The 24713-nt window shown below is 71.7% G+C and carries 21 protein-coding genes; 15 read left to right on the top strand and 6 right to left on the bottom strand.

Annotated features, from left to right (window positions below; all coding sequences use genetic code 11):
* Nucleotides 1–32: 32 nt before the first annotated feature.
* Nucleotides 33–1019, bottom strand: a complete 987-nt coding sequence (locus tag ABT127_RS12505; RefSeq protein ID WP_351447809.1) for a Ppx/GppA family phosphatase — start codon at nucleotides 1017–1019, stop codon at nucleotides 33–35.
* 46 nt (nucleotides 1020–1065) lie between these two features.
* Nucleotides 1066–4191, bottom strand: coding sequence for an acetyl-CoA carboxylase family protein (locus ABT127_RS12500; RefSeq protein ID WP_351447806.1), 3126 nt, complete (start codon nucleotides 4189–4191; stop codon nucleotides 1066–1068).
* Nucleotides 4192–4271: 80 nt separating this feature from the next.
* On the opposite strand from ABT127_RS12500, the gene ABT127_RS12495 reads away from it, so the two are divergent.
* Nucleotides 4272–4916 carry a TetR/AcrR family transcriptional regulator gene (locus ABT127_RS12495; RefSeq protein WP_351447803.1) on the top strand — a complete coding sequence of 215 codons (645 nt, stop codon included), beginning with the start codon at nucleotides 4272–4274 and terminating at the stop codon, nucleotides 4914–4916.
* Between the two features lie 24 nt (nucleotides 4917–4940).
* Complete coding sequence (locus ABT127_RS12490) at nucleotides 4941–6590, top strand: AMP-binding protein (RefSeq protein WP_351447800.1); 1650 nt, start codon at nucleotides 4941–4943, stop codon at nucleotides 6588–6590.
* Here ABT127_RS12490 and ABT127_RS12485 read toward each other — a convergent pair.
* A complete protein-coding gene (locus tag ABT127_RS12485) occupies nucleotides 6538–7245 on the bottom strand; it encodes an HAD family hydrolase (RefSeq protein WP_351447797.1) in 708 nt (235 codons plus the stop codon). The two genes, ABT127_RS12490 and ABT127_RS12485, sit on opposite strands and share 53 nt — an antisense overlap.
* Nucleotides 7246–7279: 34 nt before the next feature.
* Nucleotides 7280–7765 carry an Lrp/AsnC family transcriptional regulator gene (locus ABT127_RS12480; RefSeq protein WP_351447794.1) on the bottom strand — a complete coding sequence of 162 codons (486 nt, stop codon included), beginning with the start codon at nucleotides 7763–7765 and terminating at the stop codon, nucleotides 7280–7282.
* Nucleotides 7766–7991: 226 nt separating this feature from the next.
* Here ABT127_RS12480 and ABT127_RS12475 point away from each other — a divergent pair, with 226 nt between their 5' ends.
* On the top strand, nucleotides 7992–9665 hold the full coding sequence (locus tag ABT127_RS12475) for a glycoside hydrolase family 13 protein (protein ID WP_351447791.1): 1674 nt from the start codon (nucleotides 7992–7994) through the stop codon (nucleotides 9663–9665).
* Nucleotides 9666–9733: 68 nt separating this feature from the next.
* Nucleotides 9734–10570, top strand: coding sequence for a MerR family transcriptional regulator (locus ABT127_RS12470; RefSeq protein WP_351447788.1), 837 nt, complete (start codon nucleotides 9734–9736; stop codon nucleotides 10568–10570).
* A gap of 66 nt (nucleotides 10571–10636) precedes the next feature.
* On the opposite strand, the gene ABT127_RS12465 is transcribed toward ABT127_RS12470, so the two are convergent.
* Nucleotides 10637–12139 (bottom strand): MFS transporter, encoded by a 1503-nt coding sequence (locus tag ABT127_RS12465; protein WP_351447785.1) that lies wholly within the window; start codon nucleotides 12137–12139, stop codon nucleotides 10637–10639.
* Nucleotides 12140–12294: 155 nt separating this feature from the next.
* Between ABT127_RS12465 and ABT127_RS12460 the strand changes: the two genes are divergently transcribed.
* Nucleotides 12295–12762 (top strand): MarR family winged helix-turn-helix transcriptional regulator, encoded by a 468-nt coding sequence (locus ABT127_RS12460; RefSeq protein WP_502971694.1) that lies wholly within the window; start codon nucleotides 12295–12297, stop codon nucleotides 12760–12762.
* 33 nt (nucleotides 12763–12795) lie between these two features.
* On the opposite strand, the gene ABT127_RS12455 is transcribed toward ABT127_RS12460, so the two are convergent.
* On the bottom strand, nucleotides 12796–13149 hold the full coding sequence (locus tag ABT127_RS12455) for an ArsR/SmtB family transcription factor (RefSeq protein WP_351447780.1): 354 nt from the start codon (nucleotides 13147–13149) through the stop codon (nucleotides 12796–12798).
* Nucleotides 13150–13288: 139 nt separating this feature from the next.
* Between ABT127_RS12455 and ABT127_RS12450 the strand changes: the two genes are divergently transcribed.
* The 10 genes from ABT127_RS12450 to ABT127_RS12405 all read left to right on the top strand — a co-directional run bounded on the left by ABT127_RS12450 (nucleotide 13289) and on the right by ABT127_RS12405 (nucleotide 24704).
* Nucleotides 13289–14872, top strand: a complete 1584-nt coding sequence (locus ABT127_RS12450; RefSeq protein WP_351447777.1) for an MFS transporter — start codon at nucleotides 13289–13291, stop codon at nucleotides 14870–14872.
* A gap of 32 nt (nucleotides 14873–14904) precedes the next feature.
* Nucleotides 14905–16449, top strand: coding sequence for an FAD-dependent monooxygenase (locus ABT127_RS12445; RefSeq protein WP_351447774.1), 1545 nt, complete (start codon nucleotides 14905–14907; stop codon nucleotides 16447–16449).
* Nucleotides 16450–16669: 220 nt separating this feature from the next.
* On the top strand, nucleotides 16670–17671 hold the full coding sequence (locus ABT127_RS12440; protein WP_351447772.1) for a ScbA/BarX family gamma-butyrolactone biosynthesis protein: 1002 nt from the start codon (nucleotides 16670–16672) through the stop codon (nucleotides 17669–17671).
* Nucleotides 17672–17841: 170 nt separating this feature from the next.
* Complete coding sequence (locus tag ABT127_RS12435) at nucleotides 17842–18507, top strand: HAD family hydrolase (RefSeq protein WP_351447769.1); 666 nt, start codon at nucleotides 17842–17844, stop codon at nucleotides 18505–18507.
* Between the two features lie 15 nt (nucleotides 18508–18522).
* The gene (locus tag ABT127_RS12430) at nucleotides 18523–19728 is read left to right on the top strand and encodes a cytochrome P450 (protein WP_351447766.1); all 1206 of its coding nucleotides are present in this window, start codon (nucleotides 18523–18525) and stop codon (nucleotides 19726–19728) included.
* A gap of 79 nt (nucleotides 19729–19807) precedes the next feature.
* Nucleotides 19808–20266 (top strand): MarR family winged helix-turn-helix transcriptional regulator, encoded by a 459-nt coding sequence (locus ABT127_RS12425; protein WP_351447764.1) that lies wholly within the window; start codon nucleotides 19808–19810, stop codon nucleotides 20264–20266.
* Nucleotides 20267–20340: 74 nt separating this feature from the next.
* Nucleotides 20341–21651 carry an MFS transporter gene (locus ABT127_RS12420; RefSeq protein WP_502971693.1) on the top strand — a complete coding sequence of 437 codons (1311 nt, stop codon included), beginning with the start codon at nucleotides 20341–20343 and terminating at the stop codon, nucleotides 21649–21651.
* A 56-nt stretch (nucleotides 21652–21707) separates the two neighbouring features.
* Entirely contained in the window at nucleotides 21708–22283 is a 576-nt protein-coding gene (locus ABT127_RS12415; protein ID WP_351447758.1) for an isochorismatase family protein, read from the top strand.
* Between the two features lie 158 nt (nucleotides 22284–22441).
* The gene (locus ABT127_RS12410; RefSeq protein WP_502971688.1) at nucleotides 22442–23944 is read left to right on the top strand and encodes an NCS1 family nucleobase:cation symporter-1; all 1503 of its coding nucleotides are present in this window, start codon (nucleotides 22442–22444) and stop codon (nucleotides 23942–23944) included.
* Between the two features lie 34 nt (nucleotides 23945–23978).
* Complete coding sequence (locus tag ABT127_RS12405; RefSeq protein WP_351447753.1) at nucleotides 23979–24704, top strand: aspartate/glutamate racemase family protein; 726 nt, start codon at nucleotides 23979–23981, stop codon at nucleotides 24702–24704.
* The last annotated feature ends 9 nt before the right edge of the window (nucleotides 24705–24713 follow it).

Here is a 24713-nt window from a genome sequence, read left to right as displayed (position 1 = left end):
AGCCCCCACCGGGCCGCGCGGAGACGGTGTCGTCAGCGTCGGCCGGCCACCCGGAGGACCCGCGGAGCGGAAGGCGTGCCGGGGTCGGCCCACCAGGCGCTGTCCCCTTCGATCCGCCGCAACAGAATTCCCTCCCGAATGGCCCAGGGGCAGATCGTGAGCCGGTGGATTCCCATGAGCTTCATCGCGGTGTGCCCCACCAGCGCCCCGGCCAGCGCCTGAGCGGCCCGGGGCGCCGAGATGCCGGGCAACTCGGCCCGCCGCGCCACGGGCAAGGCGGCGAGCTCCGTCACCGCCCCCCGCAGGGCGACCCGATGCAACTCCCGCCGCACGAAGGGCCCGTGCCTCCCCGGAGGGGCCCCGCACAGACGGGCCAGCTGAGTGAACGTCCGCGACGTGGCGGCCGCCGTGATGGGCCCCTCCCAGCGGATCCGGGCCGCGACATCCCTGAGCTGATGCCGCACATGCCGCCGCAGAGCCCGCAACTCCTCCTCGCCGGGCACCTCGGCGTCGTGCAGATGCTCACGGGTCAGCCGTCGCGCCCCGAGCGGCAGCGACACCGCGAAGTCCGGCAACCGGCCCCTGCCGAAGGCGACTTCGAGCGAACCGCCCCCGATGTCGAGCACCCCGAGCGGACCGGCCCGCCAGCCCATCCACCGCCGCGCCGCGAGGAACGTCAGCTCGGCCTCCACCTCGCCGGGCAGCACCCGGACACGTACCCCGGCACCCTGCTGCACGGCGTCCAGGACCTCGTCGCGGTTGGGCGCGTCGCGGACGATGGCCGTGGCGAACACGAACGGCTCGTCGCTGCCCCACCGTTCGGCCTCCGCGCACGACTCCGCGACCGCGTCCACGATCCGCCGCACGGCGCGCGGCCTGAGGCGGCGGTCACCGTCGACCTCCTCGGACAGCCGCAGCTGCCGTTTGGCCGTGTGGACCGGGAGCGGAGCCCCGTCCCTGGCGTCCGCGATCGCCAGCCGCACCGTGTTCGATCCGACATCCACCACACTGATTCGCATGATCGTCGAAGCCCCCCTCTTCCGGCGCAGATGATATCCGGGGTGCTCAGGTGTCGAGGGCGGAAAGGATCCAACTCCGGGACCGTTCCGGGTCGATGACGGCGTCGATCTCCAGTGCCGCGGCCGCGTTGACCGCCTTGCCGTGCTCGTACAGCTCGGCGACGCGCGCCTCGAAGGCCCGCTCCCGTTCGGCCGGATCGGCGATGGCCGCCAGCTCTCGCCGGTAGCCGAGCCGCACCGCGCCCTCCAGGCCCATCCCGCCGAACTCCCCGCTCGGCCACGCCGCCGTGGCCAGCGGCGCCTGGGTCGAGCCGCCCATCATGGCCATCGCGCCGAGCCCGTACGCCTTGCGCAGCACGAGGCAGACCAGCGGCACCGTCAGCCGCGCGCCCGCGACGAACAGCTCCGCGAACTGCCGTACCGTCGCCGTGCGTTCGGCGTCCGGCCCGACCATGAATCCCGGGGTGTCGCACAGCGAGACCACCGGCAGCCCGGACGCCTCGCACTGGCGCAGGAACCGGGCGGCCTTGTCGGCGGCGTCCCGGTCGATCGCCCCGCCCAGGTGGGACGGGTTGTTGGCGATCAGCCCGAGCGGCCGGCCCTCGATCCGCACCAGCGCCGTGATGATCCCGGCGCCGAAGCCGCGCCGCAGCTCGATGACGGATCCCGTGTCGGCGAGTCCGTCGATCGCGGCCCGGACGTCATAGGCGCGCCGCCGGTTCTCGGGCACGGCGTGCCGCAACATGCGCTGGTCCGGTGTCTCCCAGTCGCCGAGCGCACCGCCCTGGAAGTACGCGAGACAGGCGCGGGCCGCGCGGACGGCCTCTGCCTCGTCGGCGACCGGCAGGTCCACCACGCCGTTCGGCACCTGCACCGACAGCGGCCCGATCTCCTCCGGCCGGTACACCCCGAGCCCGCCGCCCTCGATCATCGCCGGGCCGCCCATGCCGATGTTCGCCTCCGGCGTCGCGATCACCACGTCGCAGCAGCCGAGCAGCGCCGCGTTGCCCGCGAAGCAGCGGCCCGACGCGATGCCGATCAGCGGCACCCGGCCGCTGAGCCGCGCCATCCGCTGGAACGTCGGCACGTTCAGACCCGCCACGACGGTGGTGTCGGTGTCACCGGGCCGCCCGCCGCCGCCCTCCGCGAACAGCACGACGGGCAGCCCGCGCTCCTCGGCGAGCTGCAGCATCCGGTCGGTCTTGCGGTGGTTGTTGTGCCCTTGCGTCCCGGCGAGCACCGTGTAGTCGTACGACATGACGACCGCGGCCGCGCCGCCGATCCGGGCGGTGCCGGTGACCATGCCGTCGGCGGGCGTCGTCCGGATCAGCTCCTCCAGCGGGCGGCGCCGCCGCTGGGCCGCCACGGCGAGCGCCCCGAACTCGGTGAACGAGCCCGGATCGCACAGCTCCTCGATGTTCTCCCGGGCGGTGCGCCGCCCGGCCGCGTGCCGCTTGGTGACGGCCTCGGGCCGGTTCTCGTCGAGCCCGAACGCGTGCCGGGCCCGCGCCTGCGCGAGGTCGGACCGGATCGCGTCGGGATCGAGGTCCGCCGCCGCCTCCCGCTCCTCGGGTCCGTCCTCCGTGACGTCGAGGAGCACCAGCTCGGTGCCCTCCACGACGGTGTCCCCGACCCCCGCCCGCACGGCCCGGACGACACCGGACCGCTCCGCGCGCACGACGTGCTCCATCTTCATCGCTTCCAGGACCAGCAACACCGCGCCGGACGCGACGGGACGGCCCGGCTCCACCTCGACGGAGGTGACCGTGCCGCTCATCGGCGCCGTGGTCGAGCCCGGCTCCGCGGCGGCCGTGTCCGGCAGCGCGCCGGCCGGCACCAGCTCGGGCAGACGGCGCTGGACGAAGCCCGTGTCGATGCCGCCCGCGGTGAACCCGGGATGCTCGAGAAGGGCGGCCAGCACGGGGATCGACGTCCGTACGCCGTCCACCGCGAAGTCGTCGAGGGCCCGCCCGGCCCGTGCGCAGGCCGCCGCGAAACCGCCCCGCGGCGCGTGCGCGACCACCTTCGCGAGCAGCGAGTCGTAGCGCGTCCCGAGCTCCGTGCCGGTGCGCGCGGCCGTGTCGACGCGGATCCCCGGGCCCGTCGGCACGTCGAAGCGGGTGATCCGGCCGGCCGACGCGCGCACCGAGCCGTCCGCGTCGGCCACCTCGGCGTTCACCCGCACCTGCACCGCGCATCCGCGCACCGGCGGCGGTACGTCGAGTCCGAGATCGGCGAGAGTGTCGCCCGCGGCGATGCGCAACTGCGCCGCGACGAGATCGACCCCCGTCACCTCCTCCGTCACCGTGTGCTCCACCTGGAGCCGCGGATTGGCCTCCATGAACACGAACTCCTCGCCCTTGACGAGGAATTCGACGGTGCCGAGCCCCTGGTAGCGGGCGGCGCGGGCGAGCCGGAGCGCGGCGTCGAGGAGCCGGTCCCGCACCGCCGGATCGAGCGCGGGCGCCGGAGCGACCTCGACCAGCTTCTGATGGCGGCGCTGCGCGCTGCAGTCCCGCTCCCACAGATGCCCCACCGAGCCCGCGCCGTCCGCCACGATCTGCACCTCGATGTGGCGGGCCCCCTCCCACAGCCGCTCCGCGTACAACTCGTCCCGCCCGAAGCCCTGTTGAGCCTCCGAACGGCAGCGCTCCCACGCATCGGGCAGCTCGTCGGCGGTCCGCACGACCCGCATCCCGCGACCGCCGCCACCGCCCACCGCCTTCACCATCACCGGCCCGTCCGCGAGAAGGGCCCGCACCTGATCCGGGGTCGCGGCGCCGTCGGTGCCCGGAAGGACCGGCACCCCGGCGCCGACGGCGAGCGCCCGGGCCCGCGCCTTGTCCCCGAACAACTCCAGCGCCTCCGGCGACGGACCGACGAACACGATGCCCGCGGCCGCGCACCGCCGCGCGAGCTCCGCCGACTCGCTCAGGAACCCGTACCCCGGATGCAGGAATCCGCAGCCCGACCCGCGGGCCGCCGCCACCAGCCCCGCCGCGTCCAGATAGCCGCCCGCGGGCAGCGCCACCACCTCGTCCGCACGCCGCACATGGGTGTCGTCCCCCGGCTCGTGCACGGCGACCGCGCGCAGCCCGAGATCGGCGGCGGCGCGCAGCACCCGGACGGCGATCTCGCCCCGGTTGGCGACGAGTACAGCGGCAGACCCCATGGGACCCTCCGAGAAGAAGCGGCGTGGACGGGTTCCGTCATGCTCATTGACACTGACGTCAACGTCAATACTCTGGCGCTGTGGCAGCACGCAAACGTCAGACAGCGCAGGAATGGGCGACCCGCACCGCCCGCGACCGCACGGACGCACCGGCCCGCGGCCGGCTTCTCGACGCGGCGGAGTCGGTGTTCGGGCGGCTCGGGTACGGGCCCGCGACCATCGCCGACATCACCGCCGAGGCCGAGGTGTCGCGGGCCGGGTTCTACGTGTACTTCGCGTCGAAGGACGAGGTGTTCCGGGTGCTCGCGCGGCGGGTGCGGGACGCCTTCCTCGCAGCTCAGGACGTGCCGGGCGTCGACACCGACGACGTGGCGGCGGTCGCCGAGGCGTCGACGGCCGCGTTCATCGCCGCCTATGCCCACCACCTGCCCCTGCTCGTCCTCCTGGAGCAGCAGGCCCGCACCGACGACGAGGTGCGCGCGCTGTGGGAGGAGATCCGGGAGCGGCCGGTGCGCCGCGCCGCCCGCTATGTGCGCCGGGTCGCGGCCGAGGGGCGGGCCCACCCCGTCGTCGACCCGCTCACCCTCTCCCGGGCCGTCGGCGGCATGAGCGTGGAGTTCGCCCGCACGGTGGCGGCGCGCCCGGCCTCGTACGACGCGGCGGTCCGCGACGTCACCACCATGTACCGGCACCTCCTCGGCATCGGGGCCCCAGACCGGCAGTAGCGAACGACAGCAGGGAGCCGCACCTTGTCCACCGGCATACCGATCGACGCGTACCTCGACGACCTCAGGACCCGGCAGGCGACGGCACGGCAGGGCCGCCAGCCCTCCGCCACCGCCCATCCCGCGGGCGAGCTGACCCTGCCCGCCCATGTCGCGCGCTGGGCCGGACTCCGGCCCGGGCGGCCCGCGCTCGTCACCGCCGAGGAGACGCTCACCTACCGCGAACTCGACGACCGGGCCGCCCGGTTGGCGGGCTGGCTGGCCGCGCACGGAGTACGCCCGGGTGACCGCGTCGGCGTCTTCCTGCCCAACGGCGCGCGGTTCGTCGTCGCCCTGCTCGCCGTGCTCGGCGCCGTGCACGTGCCGGTGAACCCGATGTTCCGCGCGGCCGAACTGCGCCACGAACTCCGCGACGCGGGCCCCGAGGTGATCGTCACGCGGGACGCGCTGCTGCCGGTCCTCGACGAGGTGCGGCACGAGACGCCCGTACGGACCGTGCTCGCCGACGCCGACTGGTCCGCCGCGACGGCCCACCCGCGCCACGAGCCGGTCGCCGACGACCTCGACGCACTCGCCGCCCTGAACTACACCGGAGGCACCACCGGCCTGCCCAAGGGCTGCGAGCACACCCAGCGGCACATGGTCTACACGGCCACCGCCATCGACAACGGCCGCATGCCCGACGCCGCCGAGCGGGGGCGCGGCATCGTCTCCGTCTGCTACCTGCCCGTCTTCTGGATCGCGGGCGAGAACCTCGGCATCCTCGCCCCGCTCGTCTCCGGCGGCACCAGCATCCTGCTCACCCGCTGGGACGCGGCCGAGGTGCTGCGCGCCATCGAGACGCACGGCGCGAGCACCATGGCCGGCACCGTCGAGAACTACCTGGAACTCCTGGACCACCCCGACCTCGCCCGCCGCGACCTGTCCACCCTCACCGCCCCGCTCACCGTCTCCTTCATCCGCAAGCTCACCCCGGCGCTGCGCGCCCGCTGGAAGGCGGCCGTCGGTCCGCGCAGCATCCTGCGCGAGGCCTCGTACGGCATGACGGAGACCCACACCAGCGACACCAACACCCTCGGCTTCCAGGACGGCGACCACGACCTGCTGAGCGACCCCGTCTTCTGCGGACTGCCCGTCCCCGGCACGGACTTCATGGTCGTCGACTTCGCCACCGGCACCCCGCTGCCGCTCGGCGAACGCGGCGAGATCGTGGTGCGCGGCCCGTCCGTGCTCACCCGCTACTGGAACGCGCCCGAGGCCACCGCGAGCGCACTGCGCGACGGCTGGCTGCACACCGGGGACATCGGCGTCCTCGACGAGGAGGGCGCCCTGCACTACCTCGGCCGCGACAAGGACATGATCAAGGTGAAAGGGATGAGCGTCTTCCCCACCGAGGTCGAGACGCTGCTCGCGCACCACCCCGACGTGGTGGCCGCCGCGGTCGTCGCCGTGCCCGACACCACGAGCGGGGAGCGGCCCTACGCGTTCGTGCGCACCGCTGCCGGCTCCCCGCTCACCGGCGACGAACTGCGGGAGTGGGCGGCCGCGACCATGGCCACGTACAAGGTCCCGGCCGTCGTCGAGGTCGTCGGCGAGCTGCCGCTCACCCCCACCGGAAAGATCAGGAAGACGGAGCTGACCGCTCGAGCCAGTCGTACGCGGCCCGCGCCGTGAATTCCTCCTGGCCGCCCTTGAACAGCAGGTCCGCCGCGGTGAACGCCGGATCGCCGGCCTGCGCCGCCACGTACGGCAGCGCGATGCAGCGCATTCCTGCCGCGTGCGCGGCGCGGGCGCCCGGCGCCGCGTCCTCCAGGACCACGCACCGGGCGGGTGCCACGCCGAGGCGGCGGGCCGCTTCCAGGAACACGTCGGGCGCGGGCTTGCCGTGCGGCACCTCGTCCGCCGAGACGTAGTGCGACAGCTGTGCGCCGAGGCCGGTGCCGGTGAGGATCGCCTCGATGGCCTCGGGCGACGATCCCGACGCCACGATCATCGGCACGCCGGCCGCGTGCAGCCGCTCCACGAACAGCCGCATCTGCGGGAAGACATGGGTGTCGGCGCGGGCGAGGTCGAGATAGCGGGCGTTCAGGTCGTCGAGCATCTCGGACGCGGGCGTCCCGATGCCGTACCGCCGCTTCCACAGGCCGATCGTCTCCAGGGTGGAGATGCCGACGTACGCCTCGTTGTCCGCCCACGTGTAGTCGGTGATGCCGTGACGGGCCAGGGTGCCGAGGGTCGCCCGGTAGTAGTTGGGCTCGCTGTCGACGAGCGTGCCGTCGAGGTCGAAGACGACGGCGGTGCCACCGAGGGGGCGGATGAGGTCGTTCATGCCTTCCAGCATGCAGGAAGGCGGTCCCGAGCGATCACTTGCGGTCCGCTGCCGCCGCCCTGCCGACCGCCTCGACCAGCGGCAGCAGCCGGTGCGGGACCCGCTCGCGCAGGGCCACCTCGGTGCGGGTGCGCACCACGCCGGGCAGCCGGTTGAGCTGCTGCACGACGTCCTCCAGGTGGGCGGCGTCCCGGGCCGCGACCCGGGCCAGGAGGTCGCCTCCGCCGGTGATCGAGTGCGCCTCGATGATCTCCGGGACGCCTGCCAGGCCGTCGGCGACATCGGCCAGGTGGCCCTGTGTCACCTCGATGTGCACGAAGGCGAGCACGGGGTGGCCGAGCGCGGCGGGGGAGAGGGCCGGGGCCGCGCCCGTGATCACACCGTCCCGCTCCAGCCGGTCGAGCCGGGCCTGGAGGGTGCCGCGGGCCACCCCGAGGATCCGGGCGTACTCGCGGACACTGGTGCGCGGCTGCTCCAGGAGGAGCCGCAGAATACGGGTGTCGAGCTGGTCCACGGCCATCGGGGGTGAGCTCCTTCGGGCGAACCGTCAGATCGGGTCGATCATGGCCGACTGTACCAATGGGTCAGTTCTCGGTCCCGTCGGCGGTCAGGGGGCCGATGGGCGTCCGTCGTGGCGGGCCAGTGGTCGCATGACGCCCGCCGGCCGTCCGGCACGACACGTCGGCTACCCGGTGCGCCCGCGCGTTCACCGCCCTTCGGCGACCGTCGTCTTCTACGTTGTCCGGATGAATCAGCACTCCACGGACCCGTCGTCCGTGTCTCTGCCGTCCGTCACCTCGACCCGCGAGGCCGTCGGCTGGTGGCGGGACGCGGTCATCTACCAGGTGTATCCGCGCAGTTTCGCCGACAGTGACGCCGATGGCACGGGTGATCTGGAGGGGATCCGGCGCCGGTTGCCGTACCTGAAGGAGTTGGGGGTGGACGCGGTGTGGCTGTCGCCGTTCTACGCCTCGCCGCAGGCGGACGGTGGCTACGACGTCGCGGACTACCGGGCGGTGGATCCGATGTACGGGACGTTGCTGGATGCTGATGCGGTGATCCGTGACGCGCACGGGCTGGGGCTGCGGATCATCGTGGATCTGGTGCCGAACCATTCGTCGGACCAGCACGAGTGGTTCAGGCGGGCGGTGGCGGAGGGTCCGGGGTCGCCGTTGCGGGACCGCTATCACTTCCGTCCGGGCAAGGGCGAGAGCGGTGAACTGCCGCCGAACGACTGGGAGTCGATCTTCGGTGGTCCGGCGTGGACGCGGTTGGCGGACGGGGAGTGGTATCTGCATCTGTTCGCGCCGGAGCAGCCGGATCTGAACTGGGAGCACCCGGCGGTCGCGGACGAGTTCCGGTCGATCCTCAGGTTCTGGCTCGACATGGGGGTGGATGGGTTCCGGATCGACGTGGCGCACGGCCTGGTGAAGGCGGAGGGGCTGCCCGATCTGGGCGGCGGCGATCAGTTGAAGTTGCTGGGCAACGATGTCATGCCGTTCTTCGACCAAGACGGTGTGCATGAGATCTACCGTTCGTGGCGGACGGTCCTGGACGAGTACGACGGGGAGCGGATCTTCGTAGCGGAGGCGTGGACGCCGACGGTGGAGCGCACGGCGAACTACGTCAGGCCCGACGAACTCCACCAGGCCTTCAACTTCCAGTATCTGAGCACGGCTTGGGACGCGGACGAACTCCGTACCGCCATCGACCGCTCCCTCGACGCGATGCGGCCCGTCGGCGCTCCCACCACGTGGGTCCTGTCGAACCACGACGTGACCCGGCACGCGACGCGGTACGCCAACCCGCCGGGTCTGGGTACGCAGATCCGCACGGCGGGTGATCGGGAGCTGGGGTTGCGGCGGGCGCGGGCGGCCACGCTGCTGATGCTGGCGCTGCCGGGGTCCGCGTACATCTACCAGGGGGAGGAGCTGGGGCTGCCGGACGTCACCGACCTGCCCGACGAGGTGCGTCAGGACCCGTCCTTCTTCCGGGCACAGGGCCAGGACGGGTTCCGGGACGGGTGCCGGGTGCCGATCCCGTGGACGCGGACCGGTCCCTCGTACGGGTTCGGTGAGGGTGGCAGCTGGCTGCCGCAGCCCGACAGCTGGGGCGAGCTGAGTGTCGAGGCGCAGACCGGTCAGGAGGGTTCCACGCTGGAGCTGTACCGGAGTGCGCTGTCTGTGCGACGCGAGCAGGCCGGACTGGGGGCGGGCGACAGCGTCACCTGGCACCAGGGCGTACCCGCCGGAGTGCTGCACTTCGAGCGCCCCGCCTTCGCCTGCACCGTCAACACCACCGGCGCCGCGGTCCGCATCACCGCACCCGGCACCGTGCTGCTCGCCTCCAGCCCGGTCACCGTCGAGGACGACACGATCGAACTGCCCGCCGACTGCACGGTCTGGTGGAGCAGGCCCTGAGCACACGACCGGCGGCACTCACCACGCCTTGACCCTGACACCGTGTGAGCCGGTGGAGTGGAGCCATCATGTTCAGCATCGGAGACTTCGCCCGCCACGGCCGCGTATCGGTCCGCATGTTGCGCCACTACGACGCACTGGGGCTGCTGCGCCCGGCCCGGGTCGACCCGGCCACCGGCTACCGCCACTACACCGCCGCCCAGCTCGCCCGGCTCAACCGCATCATCGCGCTCAAGGACCTCGGCCTCACCCTCCAACAGGTCGGGGCGATCCTCGACGAGAAGGTCGACGCCGGGGAACTGCGCGCCATGCTGCGGCTGCGCCGCGCCGACCTGGAGGCGGAGATGGCGGCGGCCGCGGCACGGCTGACCCAGGTGGAGGCGCGGCTCCGGTCCATCGAGAGCGAGGGACACATGCCCACCGAGGACGTCGTCGTCAAGAACCTGCCGCGGCTGTGCGTGGCCGAACTCACCGCCGTGGCACCCGACTTCGAACCGCCCAGCATCAGCGCGGTGATCCAGCCCCTGTACGACGAGCTGTTCCGCCGGCTCGACGCGGCCGGCATCCGACCGACCGGCCCCGGCATCGCCCGCTACGAGGACGCGCCCGGCGGCGGCATCGTCGTCCACGCGGGCGTCGAGGTGTCCGCCGAGCCCCGCGAGGAAGACGGCCTGCACATCCTCGACCTGCCGCCCGTGGAGCGCGCGGCGACGCTCGTGCACCGCGGCGCGATGGAGGGCGTGCTGCCCTCCGTGCAGAACCTCGCCCGCTGGATCGACGCCCACGGTGAGCGCTCCGCGGGATACCCGCGGGAGATCAACCTGGAGTGCCCGGCCGAGCGCGACGAGTGGGTGACGGAACTCCAGGAGCCGCTCGTCCGCGGGGCCGAGCAGGAGGTGGCGTAGGCGGCGTGCCCCGGGGCGCGGCTCCGGGGCCGCCCCCTTCTCCCGCTCGGCGAGCGCGGCCGGGGCTCACACGGTGAGGTGCTGCTGCGGGCCGGAGTCGTCGGCCGCCGCCTCGGGGGTGATGCCGTGCTGCTCTTCTTCGGGGCGGCCCTTTCTGGGCAGCAGGAAGGTGATCGCGAGGAAGGCCACGAGCAGGCACGCCTGGACGATCAGCGCGCGGTGGAAGCCGCCGGTGAAGTCGCCGGTCTCGGCCCGGGCGAAGAACACCGAGCCGAAGACCGCGACGCCGATGGAACCGCCGACGGCCTGGACCGCCGACAGGACACCGGAGGCGGATCCGATCTCGTCGTCGTCGACCGCGGCCAGGATGAAGCTGAACAGGGCGGCGATCACCATGCCGGCGCCGACGCCCGCCACCGCCACACCGGGAACGATGGCCCAGATCGAGAACGAGGCGGCGTCCAGGCCGTCGAGCTCGAACCACAGCACGGCCGCGCCGGCCAGCTGGACCAGCGGCCCGATCTGCAGCACCTTGCGGCCGATCCTGTCCGCGAGGAACGCGCCGCTGACCGCGCCGCCGATCGCGGTTCCCACCGCGAGGGGCAGGTTGCCCAGCCCCGCCTCACCGGCGGTGAAGTGCCGGCCGATCTGGAGGAACAGGGTCAGCACGAGCTGGGTGCCGATGAGCCCGCCGAAGAACAGGGCGATGCCGCCGAGCCCCACGGTGAAGGCCGGCTTGCGCAGCAGGCCCGGGGTCACCAGCGGCTCGCGGCCCGCGGCGGCCGTGCGGCGCTGCTGGAGGGCGAAGAGGGCGAAACCGATCACCGAGGCGGCCATGGACAGCCACGTCCACAACGGCCAGCCGTTCTCCTGCCCCTGGTTCAGCGGCAGCACCAGCAGAGCGCAGGAGATCACGACCAGGGCCGCGCCGGTCATGTCGACCCGTACCGCGCGGTCGCCCGCCTTCCTGGGCACGAACTTCGCGGCGACGATCAGTGCGGCGATGCCGATGGGCAGGTTGACCAGGAACACCGACCGCCAGCCCAGGCCGAAGAAGTCGCCCTCGATGAGGAAGCCGCCCAGGACCGGGCCGATGATGCCGCCCAGGCCGAGGACGGGACCGAAGATCGCGAAGACCTTGGTGAGCTCGGTGCCGGAGAAGTTCTCCCGCAGCAGGCCCAGGCCCTGGGGCAGCAGCATCGCTCCGGCGGCGCCCTGCAGCAGGCGGAAGGCGATCAGCGACCCGATGTTCGGCGCGACCGCGCACAGCAGGGAGCTCGAGGTGAAGGACGCAAGTCCCACCAGGAACATCCGGCGCCGTCCGTAGCGGTCGCCGAGCCGCCCGCCGAGCACGAGCCCGGCGCCCAGGGTGAGGGCGTAGCCGCCGATCACCCATTGCAGTCCGACGGAACCGGCGCCGAGGGACTTCTCCAGGTCCGGCCCGGCGACGTTGACGATCGAGGCGTCCAGGAGATCCATGATCTCCGCGACGATCATCACGGCCAGGATCAGCCATCGCCACCGGTAGGGCTCGGACGTCTCGGCAGGGTTGGGGGACGGATCACGCACGCCAGTTACCTCCACGGTGAAATAATTCCACGGTGAAGGTAAAGTCGTAGCGGTAGGTTGTCAAAGCGGTCTGCGTGGGCCGCGTGCCGGGAAAGAAGGGCGGAGGCGTGGAGGAAGCCGTGCGTGACGGTGTCGTGGAACAGCGTGAGCGGCTGATGGAGTCACTGAGGATCTACGGCGGCCACTACGCCGAGCTCAGTCGGCGCTTCGCCGCCTGGCTGGGTCTGCACTCCACGGATGCGACCGCGGTCCTGGAGATCGCCGCCGCCGAGGAGCGCGGCACGCCGTTGTCGCCGGCGCGGCTGAGCGAGCGCATCCCCCTGTCCACGGGCGCCACCACCGCCCTGCTGAACCGTCTGGAGGCGGCGGGGCACATCACGCGGGCCCGCGAGCACTCCGACCGGCGCGTCGTCACGCTGCGCAGCGGCGGGCACATCCAGGAGCGGGCGGACGAGTTCTTCGGCCCGCTCGCCCACCGCCTCGACGCCGCGATGTCGCACTACCCGCCCGAATTCCTGGAGCGGGTCGAGGCGTTCATGGCCGACCTGAACACCACCATGGACGGCCATCTCGCGGAACAGGACGCGGCGACACCGCGCTCCCCTCACGCCTCTGACGGGTGAACTCCCTCGGATGTTCTTTGGTGTCCGGGCGTGTCACTGGGCGGTGTCGGACAGCGTTTCCCGCTCGGGCAGTCGGCTGGGGTTGTCGCGGATGAGGTCGACCAGCCCGGGGAACCTGGCCTGAAGGTCCGCGGTTCGCAGCTGTGCCATGCGGCTGTTTCCGCGATCGACCTGCCTGATCAGGCCGGCTTCGCGCAGGATCCGGAAGTGGTGGCTGCGGGTCGATTTCGACACCGGAAGTCCGAAGGACGTGCAGTGGCGTTCGGTTCCGAGCGGTTCGCGCACGAGGGTGGAGATCACCTCGTAACGCAGGCTGTCGGCCAACGCCTGGAGGACGGTCCGGAAATCCATCTCGTCCACGTCGGGGTGACCTTCGGAGTCAGGCATGAGGGCGGCTCCCTTGCGCTGTGCGGGCGGCAGACTGCTTAGGTTCTACTTGCATCATACCTTGGAGTGTGCCAACTTAAGGTTCGAAAATTACCGAACCTAGGCGGGTCGGGGCTGCGACCCGCGCAGGGAGTGTTGAATGACCACGCACGCAGACCCGGACACCATCCCGGCCGGTCAGGAGTCCGGTGCTCCGCCCGGACAGAGGCTCACTCTTCTCGCGGTCCTGCTCGCCGTCTTCGTCGTGCCGATGTCGATCTCCGGAACCGCCGTGGCGCTGCCGGGCATCGGCGCCGACACCCACGCGTCACTGGCCCCGCTGCAGTGGGTGGTGAACGCCTTCAACGTCGCGTTCGCCTGCTTCACGCTCGTCTGGGGCTCGGTCGCCGACATCATCGGCAGGGCGCGGGCGTTCGCCGCCGGCGCCGCTGTCTTCGCGGTCGCCTCGCTGGCCAGCGCGCTCTCCGGCTCCGTCGTGCTGCTCGACGTGGCCCGCGCGCTCGCCGGCATCGGCGGAGCGGCCATCTTCTCGTGCGGCAGCGCGATCCTGTCCACCGTCTTCAGCGGAGCGGCCCGGGCCAAGGCGTTCGCGCTGTTCGGCACGGTCGCCGGCGTGGGGGTGGGCCTCGGCCCGTCGCTCTCCGGCCTGCTGGTCCAAGGGCTCGGCTGGCGCTGGGTGTTCGGGCTGCACGCACTCGCGCTGGCGCTGGTGCTGCTCGCCGTCCCGGTCATGTTCCGCACGCTGCGCGAACAGCCCGGCGGCGGCCGCGTCGACGTGCCCGGTTCGCTGCTGTTCGTCGTGGCGATGGGCCTGTTGATCACCGGCATCGTCCAGGGTTCGCAGTGGGGCTGGGCCAGTGCCGGCGTGCTCGGCCTGTTCGCGGCGGCGCTCGTGGTGCTCGCTGTCTTCGTCGTGGTCGAACGGCGTACCGCTCAGCCGATGCTGGACCTGAGCGTGGTGGCCAACCGGCGCTTCCTGGCCCTGTGCCTGGTGCCGGTCGCCGCCTCCTTCGGCTTCGTGACGCTGCTGACCTACCTGCCCAGCTACCTCACCGCCGTGCACGGCGAGAGCAGCGGCATGGCGGGTGTCCTGATGGTCCTGCTGACCCTGCCCGTCTTCCTCTGCCCGATGCTGGCGGCCAAGCTGGTCGCGCGCGGCATCGCCCCCATGACGGTGATCTACGCGAGCCTCGTCTGCCTGGTCCTGGGGGACGCGGCCCTCACCCTGTTCAGCCCGAGCGTGGCCCTCGGCGTGGTGGCCCTGCCGATGCTGATCACCGGTGCCGGTATGGGGCTGTCGGCCGGACTGGTCGACGGACAGGCACTGGAACTCGTACCGGAGGAGAAGGCCGGCATGGCCGCCGGTTTCCTCAACACGCTGCGTCTGGGCAGTGAAGCGGTCGCGGTGGCGATCTACGGAGCGCTGCTGGCGACGCTGCTCACCTCGAAGGTGCGCGACAGCATCGGCGACTTCCCCGGCGCCGGTGCGCCCTCCGAGGTGGCGGGCAAGGCGGCCGGCGGCGACTTCGCCGGTGCGGCCCAGCACGCCGCACCGGGAGTACGGCACGAGCTCACCGGGTTCCTCACCGACGCCTACGACGCGTCGTTCCACACCCTGCTGTGGATCCTCGGTGCGGTCTGCCTGGTGCTCTTCGCGGTCATCGGCGTCCTCGGCCGCCGGGGCCGGAACGAGGCGGCTGCGGCCGACGCCGCCCGGATCTGAGCCGGTACGAAACGACGAAGGAGCGTCACCAGGTGACCCGCACAACGCACCCTTTCGACGTCATCATCGCCGGCGGAGGACCGGTCGGCATGCTCCTCTCCACCGAGTTGGCGCTGCACGGGGTGCGCACCCTGGTCCTCGAACCGAACCCCCGGACCCTGGATCAGCCCAAGGCGGGCACCCTCCACGCCCGTACGGTGCAGTCGCTGACCCGGCGGGGGCATCTGCCGCTGCCGTCGGCCTGCCGGGTGGACCGCACGGTCACGTCCGCCTTCCACTTCGCGGGGATGCCCGGGCTCTCCATCACCGCGCCCGCCGTGGAGGGCCCGCCGATCGTCGGACGCACCCAGGCAGGCCTGGAGCGGCTGTTCGAGAAGCGGGCCCGCGGGCTCGGCGTGGAGGTCTGGCGGGAGCACGCGTTCACCGGCCTCGTCCAGGAGGAAGACGGTGTGACGGTCACGGCCACGGGCCCGGACGGCCGGTCCGTCCGGCTCCGCACCGGCTGGGTCGTGGGCGCGGACGGAGCGCGCAGCGCCGTACGGAGAGCGGCCGGATTCGAGAGCGACGAGTATCCGGCGACGCTGCGGGCGCTGCTCGGCGAGGTCCGGCTCGACGATCCCTACGCGGCGCCGCCGGGATGGCAGCGGACGGAGCGCGGCTGGACGGTCATCAACGTCAATCCCGGCGGCCCGAGCCGAGTCATCACCTTCGAGTTCACCGGCCCCGATCCCGACCGGCACGCGCCGCTGACGCTGCAAGAGCTCCATGACACCGCGAGCGGCATCGCGGGCCACGACATCCCGATGTCCGAGCTGACCTTCAGCAGCCGTTTCAGCGACTACAGCCGACTGGTGCGGCAGTACCGTTCCGGCCGTGTCCTCCTGGCCGGCGACGCCGCCCACGTGCACTTCCCGGTGGGCGGGCAGGGGTTGAATCTCGGGCTTCAGGACGCCTTCAACCTCGGTTGGAAGCTGGCCGCGGTGGTCCGCGAACAGGCCCACGAGGAGCTGCTCGACACGTACCACGCCGAGCGGCACCCGGCCGGCAGGGGCGTCGTCGACAACACGCGGGCCCAGCGTGACCTGATGCGGCCGGGCCCGGAGGCCGAGCCGCTGCGCACGCTCGTCCGGGGCATGCTGCGCTCGCCGGAGGCCTCCCGGCACCTCGGCGACATGATCAGCGCCCAGGACATCCTTGCCGGCACCGGGATGTCGGGATGCCGTGGGGAGTTCCTGCCCAACCTGCCGCTGCGCCGCGAGGGCGTCGACACCTGCGTCGCGGAACTGCTGTACGCCGGACGCCCGGTGCTGCTCGTGCCGTCGGCCGGCGCACCGGCGCTGGAGGCGGTGGCGGCCGAACGGGACGGCGTGCTTGACGTCGTGCGGGCGGACAGCGCGGACGGCGCCGTCGACCTGAGCACCTCGGCGCTGCTGCTGCGTCCCGACGGCTACCTCGCCTGGACCGGCACCGTCGAAGCAGTCGGCGAGGCGTCTCTCCGGCGCACTCTGAACCGGCTGCTGGGCACGCCGCTGGGCGGCGCGAGGGAGCCCGTGGCGGCCTCGGTGTCCGGAGAGTGAGAGCCGGCATCGCTTCGGTGGCGGACGCGCCCGCCACCGAAGCGATACCGGCGAGCACGCGGTCGAAAACACTGTGACCAGTACTTATGGCCGTCAAATACGCGAGGGGCGCCCTCTGTTACGACCGGTTCATGACACTGTGACATAAGCGGTGTTCTAAAAATATCGAACCTGTGTAGGATCAAAACCGAACCTAACCCCGTTCGAACACGGAGCGAATATGCTTGACACCATCCGCCCCGAGCTCTCCTATGCCTCCACCGTCCCGCGCGGGCTGGTGCACCGTGCCGCCGTCTGTGAAGTCTTCCTGACGGACACTCAGCGCCGGGACGAAGGCGAGTACTGGGTGGCCGCGCAACTCCCGCGGGTGCACAGCTACTACAGCGATCAGGCCGCAGGACCCGCGTCCTACGACCCGCTGTTGCTGCTGGAGGTCTTCCGGCAGACGTCCATCCTCGTCACCCACGCGCACATGGACGTGCCCCGTGACCAGAAGTTCAGCTTCAACACCGGTGATCTGCGGATCCTGGACAGCGAGGCGTTGCGCTTCGGTGACCGGCCCGCACACGCGCTGATCGACGTCGTCGTCACCCACCGCAAGTTCCGCGATGCCCAACTCGTCGGTGTCTCCCTGCGCATGCGGCTCAGCTTCGACGACCGGCAGGCCGCGTCGATGGACATGACCATCCAGTGGATGCCCGGCCACGCATGGGCGAAGCTGCGGGAGCGCAACCGCGCCACGCTGACCCTCCCGAACGCGATGCCGGAATCCGGCGGCAGCCTCCCGCCGAGCGCGGTCGGACGCGCGGCCGAGCAGAACGTGGTGCTCAGTGAGGCGGTCGTCCTCGGCCACGAGGTCGTCTCCAAGCTGCGCGTCGACCAGGGCCACCCGGCCCTCTTCGACCACCCGCTCGACCACATACCTGCCGCCCTGCTCTTCGAGGCGTACCGGCAGACCGGAGTCTTCGCCGCTCACGAGCTTCTCGGCCTGTCGCCGCTGCGGCTGTCGATGAGCCGCTGCAAGGTCGCCTTCAACCGCTTCGCGGAGCTCGAACTCCCCACCACCTGCCACGCGCAGCTCGTCGGGGACCCCGACGCCGACGCGATCACCCTGCGCATGGAGCTCCGCCAGCAGGAGACCGTCTCCACCGCGGACGTCACACTGGGCTGCGCCAGCGCCGTGGGCCGCGCGGTCCGGATTCCCGCTCAGCGCGCGAGCTGACACCGCCGCGCGCACCACTTCGCCGCGCGGCGTCGACCGCGCCGGCTCGAGGGCCTCTTCGCGCCCAGCTCCCCTTCCCGCGCACCCGGTACGGGCCGCCGCGGTGACTGCCGTGCCCGAAGTCCCGGCCCGCGTACGCCCATTCTCTTCACCCGTCACTGAGGACGCACATGTCTGCCCCGGCCACCTCTGTCATCTGGTTCGACTTCGGCGGAGTCCTGTCTCCGCCGCTGGAGGAGCTGTACGACGCCTACGAGACCAAGACCGGCATCACGCCCGAACAACTGCAAGGAGCGATGAAGGAAGTCGCCGCCGAACTGGACCTGCCGACGCTGGCACCCGTCGAACTCGGCACCATGAGCGAACCCGAGTGGGGCGCGGCCCTCGCGCGCGTGCTCGAAGACCGCCACCCCGGCATCGACCTCGGCCGCGCCCGGCTCACGTCCTTCGGCGAGCAGTGGTTCAGCGGGATCGAGGCGAACCAGTCGATGATCTGCGCCTTCCGGTACGCGCAGGCCAACGGCTTCCGCGCCGGCGTGCTCTCCAACAACGTCCTGGAGTGGGAGCCGCACTGGATGCGGATCATCGCGCCGCTCGGACCGGTCGATCTGCTGATCGACTCCTGCAAGGTCGGCGTGCGCAAACCCGACCCGAAAATCTTCGAACTCGCCGCCGACAGAGCCGGGGTGCGAGCCGAGGAGTGCCTGCTCATCGACGACCTCGAGGAGAACTGCGCGGCCGCCGCCGCGACGGGCTGGCGCACCGTGCACTTCCGCAACAACCACCAGGCGCTCACCGACCTCCAGCGCCTGACCGGCCTGCCCAGCATCTACTGACCCTGAGGGGAAGCCATGACGATCACGGACACTCACACCGGCGCGCGGATCGACACCATTCCCGGGCTCGATCCCGCCCCGTCCTACCAGCCGACCGCGGAGCGCTCGCCGGGCGGCCTGCCGCAGGTCCTGCTCCCGAGCGGCCACGCCGCCGTGCACCTGACCACGTACGCCGACGTCCACCGCGTCCTGGCGGACAGCAGTTTCGCCCGGACCGAGACCAACGTCGAGGACGGCCCGAGCTTCCTGCCCACCATCATGCCGCCCGAACTCCTGCTCAACCTGGACGTGCCGGACCACGCCCGGATGCGCGGAGTCGTGACGTCCGACTACAGCGCGGCCGGCGTGGAGCAACTGCGCCCCACCGTCGAGAAGGTCCTGGCCGAGCGCACGTCCGCGCTGCGCGCGCAGGAGCACCCCGACCTGTTCGCCACCGTGCTCGACCAACTGCCGGTCACCGTCAACTGTCATTTCCTCGGGCTGCCCGTCGCGGACATCGCCGCCTTCCGCCCCTACGCCCGCACGGTGCAGATGGCGCCCGACACGGACGTCCCGCACCTCCTGGACCACTTCTGGAAGGTCTACGGGTACGTCACCGACCTGGTCACCGGTGAACGTCCGGTGGAGCCGGGCGGCCTGATCGACCGGTTCAAGCGCGGACGGGACGCCGTGGAACCCCCGCTGAGCGACAAGGAACTGGTCGGACTGCTGCTCGGTTCGCTCCTCGGCGGCGACCAGAACATCCTCTCCGTCCTCGGCAAGGCCGTCTACGCACTGCTCGCCGTGCCGTCGTTGTGGGAACGCCTCGTCGCCGAACCGGCGATGGCGCCGCGCCTGACCGACGAGCTGATCCGGCTCATGCCGCTCGGCACCATCTCCACCTTCCCGCGCGTGGCCACCCGGACCGTCGCGGTCGGCGAGGGCGAGATACGAGCCGGTGACGTCGTCTACGCGGACGCGTTCGCCGCCAACCGCGACCCGCTGGCCTTCCCCGACCCCCTGCTGATCGACCCGGACCGCCAGGGCCGCCGACACCTGCAGTTCGGCTACGGCATGCACCACTGCATGGGAGCCGCGCTGGCGCGGATGGAGATCACGGCCGTGCTCACGCACCTGGCCACCGAGTTCCCGCGCCTGCGCCTGACGGCGGATCCGGCCACTCTCCCGTGGGACCAGGGCGTCCTGCTGCGCAGGCCCACCGCGCTGCCCGTCGCCTGGTAGACCGGCCCCCTCCTCCCTCGGCAGCCCAGACTGTGCAGTCTTAGTTGCGCAGTCTGGGCTGCCGATCTACGGTGGAGGCATGACCGAGAAGGAAGAACCCTCCGAGGCCGCCGTGCAGGCGGCCGCCGAGGTGTGGGTGGTGGTCGGACGCCTCCGCCGCAAGCTGCAGTCCCTGCTCGGGGGCCTGGACGGGGAGAGCGACCTCTCTCCGGCGCAGGCCTCCGTCCTCGCCCGCCTCGACAAGATCGGCCCCGCCTCCGCGAGCGACCTCGCCACGGTCGAGGGCGTGCGGCCGCAGTCCATGGCCAAGACCGTGATCGCCCTGGAGGAGGCCGGACTCGTCGAGCGTCACCCCGACCCCCACGACGGCCGCCGCCAGCTCGTCATGCTCACCGGGCCCGGCCTGGAGCGGCGCCAGGACGACCGGGAGGCCCGCCGGGCCTGGCTCGCCCGCGCCCTGGACGAGCACGGCACCGAGGAGCAGGTGCGCGCGGTGATCACCGCCATGCAGCTGCTGGACGAGGTGGCGCAGGCGTGACCGGTATAGCCGAGCGCCTCCACCGGGCCCGGACCGGCGACCCGGGCGGCTTCGACCGCCGGCTCGTCGCGCCGATGATCCTGGGCTCGGTCCTGAACCCGATCAACTCCTCGATGCTCGCGGTGGCGCTGGTCCCGATCGGCCACGCCTTCGGCGTCCCGCCGTCGCAGACCGCCTGGCTCGTCTCGGGCCTCTATCTCGCCACGGCCGTCGGCCAGCCGGTCATCGGCCGCCTCGTCGACACGTTCGGGCCGCGCCTGCTCTACCTGATGGGCACCGCCCTCGTCGGCGCCGCCGGACTGCTCGGCGTCCTCGCGCCGAGCCTGTGGGTGCTCGTCCTGTCCCGGGTCCTGCTCGGTTTCGGCACGTCCGCCGCGTACCCGGCCTCGATGTCCCTGCTGCGCACCGAGTCGGAGCGCACCGGACTGCGGAGCCCCAACGGCATCCTCGCCGCCCTCACCGCGTCCGGGCAGGTCATCGCCGTCGTCGGGCCCACGCTCGGCGGTGTCCTGATCGGCCTCGGCAGCTGGCACCTGATCTTCGCCATCAACGTGCCGCTGTCCGTGATCTGCCTGTTCCTCGGATTCCGCCGACTGCCCAAGGGTGCGCCGAAGGGGGCACCCGGGCGCACGGACGTGCCGGGCATGCTGCTGTTCGCCGCCGCGCTCACCGCGTTCATGCTGTTCCTGATGGAGCCGGACCCCGCGCACTGGTACCTGCCCGTCCTCGGACTCGCCGCCGGCGCCGCATTCGTCCGCCGCGAGCACGGCGTCGCCGAGCCCTTCATCGACCTGCACGTCCTGCGCGGCAACACCCCGCTCCTGGCCACCTACGGCCGCCAACTCCTCGCGTACACCACGTCGTACGCCTTCCTGTACGGCTACGGACAGTGGCTCCAGGAAGGGCGCGGGCTGAGCGCGTCGCAGGCCGGAATGCTCCTCCTGCCGATGTCCGCCATGGGCGTCGCCGTCACCGTCCTCACCGGCCGCCGCCGCGAGGTCCGCGGCAAGCTCGCCGTCGGAGCGGTCGTCCAACTCATCGGCTGTGCGGCCCTGTTGCCGCTGGGGGCCGACAGCCCCGTCTGGCTCCTGGCCGTCGTCGGCCTGCTCTTCGGCGTCCCTCAGGGGCTCATCGGGCTCGCCAACCAGAACGCGCTGTACGCACAGGCGGACCCGGCCCGGATGGGCTCGTCGTCCGGGCTGCTGCGCACCTTCACCTACCTCGGCGCCCTGCTCGCCTCCGCCGCCAACGCCGCGTTCTTCCGCGACGGCGCCACCAGCTCCGGGCTGCACGGCATGGCCTGGCTGCTGATCGGCGTGGCCGCGCTGTGCCTGGTGGCGAGCGTCGCCGACCGCTCGCTCGCCCGCGTCGGCCGCGACACCTGAGACCTTCTCCGCCACACCTCTGCAACAACCCCCCCTCATTGGAAAGCGAGTTCAGCATGCCCCTCACCACCCTCGACCCCCGCACCGCACTCGTCGTCGTGGACCTCCAGAACGGCGTGGTCGGCATTCCCGGCGCCCCGTACGCCACCTCCGACGTCGTGGAGCGCAGCGTGCGGCTCGCCGACGCCTTCCGCGCCGCCGGCCTCCCCGTCGTCCTCGTCCGCGTCTCCTTCGCCGCGGACGGCGGCGACATGGTCCCGGGCCGCACCGAGCAGGCACCGCGCGCCACGACCCCGCCCGACGGCTGGGACCGGATCGTCGACGTGCTCGCCGGACACCCCGAGGACATCACCGTCACCAAGCGGAACTGGTCCGCCTTCTACGGCACCGACCTCGACCTGCACCTGCGCCGCCGCGGCATCACCCAGGTCGTCGTGACCGGTGTCGCGACCAGCATCGGCGTGGAGTCCACCGCCCGCGCCGCCCACGAGCACGGCTACCACGTCACCCTCGCCACGGACGCCATGACCGACCTCGATCCGGAGGCGCACCGCGGCAGCGTCGAGCGGATCTTCCCGCGTCTGGGAGAAACCGGGACGACCGAGGACGTCCTGAAGCTTCTGGCGCACTAAGCGTTGGGTGATCACACACGCAAGACCCGTGCAGTATGGCGTTTTTCACCAAGTGATCTCCGGCCGGAATCTGTTGACCTGCTGAAAACCCCACCCGTAACGTCCAGTCCGCAGCGACGGAAGTTTCATTTCGTATAGCGGAACGGGAGGGGTCTTCGATGGCCACTGCTGAGCAACGGACCCCACCCTCGGCCCCGGAGCCCCTGACGGCGGGCGGCGTGGACATCAGTTCCCGCCTCTACCACCACGACCTGGCCCCCACCAGGACCCAGGGCCGCAGCTGGGGTGCGTACAACGTCTTCACCCTCTGGGGCAACGACGTGCACAGCCTCGGCAACTACGCCTTCGCCATCGGGCTCTTCGCGCTCGGCATGAGCGTGTGGGACATCCTCATCGCGTTCGCCATCGCCTCGGTGCTGCTGTTCGCGCTGCTCACCCTCTCCGGACGGATGGGACACCGCACCGGTGTCCCGTTCCCGGTGATGAGCCGGATCGCCTTCGGGGTGCGCGGCTCCCAACTGCCCGCCATCGTCAGGGGAGCCGTCGCCATCGCCTGGTTCGGCATCCAGACCTACCTGGCCTCCCAGGTGCTGCGCACCCTCCTCAAGGCACTCTGGCCGGGCGTGGCCACGTACGACACGAACTCCTTCCTCGGCCTGTCCACGCTCGGCTGGATCTCCTTCCTCGCCCTGTGGCTGGTGCAGGTCCTCATCGTCAGCTTCGGGATGCAGGTCATCCGCCGCTACATGGCGATCGCCGCACCCACCGTCCTCGTCACGATGCTGTCGCTCGCGGTGTGGATGTTCGTCAAGGCCGACGGGTCGATCGCGCTCAGCGGCGCCACCCACTTCACCGGCGGCGCCCAGTGGCTGCACATCTTCGAGGCCGCCGCGCTGTGGGTCGTCGTCTACGGCACGTTCGTCCTCAACTTCTGCGACTTCACCCGCTCCGCGACCTCCCAGCGGGCCATCGTGCGCGGCAACCTCATCGGAATCCCGGTGAACATGCTGTTCTTCGCCGCCATCGCCGCCGTGCTCAGCGGCGCCCAGTTCCGCCTCGACGGCGAGGTCATCACCAGCCCCACCGACATCGTGCGGACCATTCCCAGCACGGCCCTGCTCGCCCTGGCCTGCCTCGCCCTGCTGATGCTGACGGTCGCGGTGAACCTCCTCGCCAACTTCGTCGCCCCCGTGTACATGCTGGTCAACCTGTTCCCACGGCACCTCAACTTCCGCAGCGCGGGCATCGTGAGCGCCGTCGTGGGACTCGTCATCCTGCCGTGGAACCTGTACGACAGCCCGGTCGCCGTCACCTACTTCCTCGGCGGCCTCGGCGCCCTCCTCGGGCCCGTCTTCGGCGTCGTCATGGCCGACTACTGGCTGCTGCGCAAGGCCCAGATCAACGTTCCGCACCTGTACACCGAGGACCCGGCCGGCACCTACCACTACCGGCGCGGCGTCAACCCGAGGGCCATCGGCGCCTTCGTCCCGGCCGCGGGCTGCGCCGTGATCGTCGCCCTCGTCCCCTCCTTCTCCGGCATCTCGGGCTTCTCCTGGTTCATCGGCGCGCTGCTCGCCGCCGGGCTCTACTGGCTCGTGAGCGACCGCACGCAGACCTACGACCACGTCGACGGCGAACCGATCGCCGTCGCCGCCGAGTGACCGCCGCACCCCGGCGACCTTCTGGAGAACCCCCATGCGCATCCTCGTAGTGAACGTCAACACCACCGCATCGATGACGGAGAGCATCGGCCGGCAGGCCGAGGCCGTCGCCGCGCCCGGCACCGAAATAGTCCCGCTCACCCCCGACTTCGGCGCCGAGTCCTGCGAGGGCAACTACGAGAGCTATCTCGCCGCCGTCGCCGTCATGGAGAAGGTGCGCGCCTACCGCGAGCCGTACGACGCCGTCATCCAGGCCGGCTACGGCGAGCACGGCCGCGAGGGCCTCCAGGAACTCCTCGACGTGCCCGTCGTCGACATCACCGAAGCGGCCGCCAGCACCGCCCAGTTCCTCGGCCACAAGTACTCCGTCGTCACCACCCTCGACCGGGCCGTGCCACTCATCGAGGACCGGCTCAAGCTGGCGGGCCTCACCGACCGGCTCGCCTCGGTGCGGGCCAGCGGGCTGCCCGTGCTCGCCCTGGAGGAGGACCCGGACGCCGCCGTCGCCGCGATCGTCGAACAGGCCGCCGCCGCCGTCGAACTGGACCGCGCCGAGGTCATCTGCCTGGGCTGCGGCGGCATGGCGGGACTGACGGAACAGGTCGTCGCCCGCACCGGCGTCCCCGTCGTCGACGGGGTGGCCGCCGCCGTCACCATCGCCGAGTCCCTGGTACGCCTCGGCCTCAGCACGTCGAAGGTACGCACCTACGCGCCGCCGCGCCCCAAGGGGATCCGCAACTGGCCGCCGCGCGTGGGCTGACGACAGGGC

The sequence above is a fragment of the Streptomyces sp. NPDC001904 genome (assembly GCF_040297005.1).
Lineage (GTDB): Bacteria > Actinomycetota > Actinomycetes > Streptomycetales > Streptomycetaceae > Streptomyces.
Note: the sequence above shows the minus strand (reverse complement) of the source record. Positions and strands in the feature narration are given on the sequence as shown.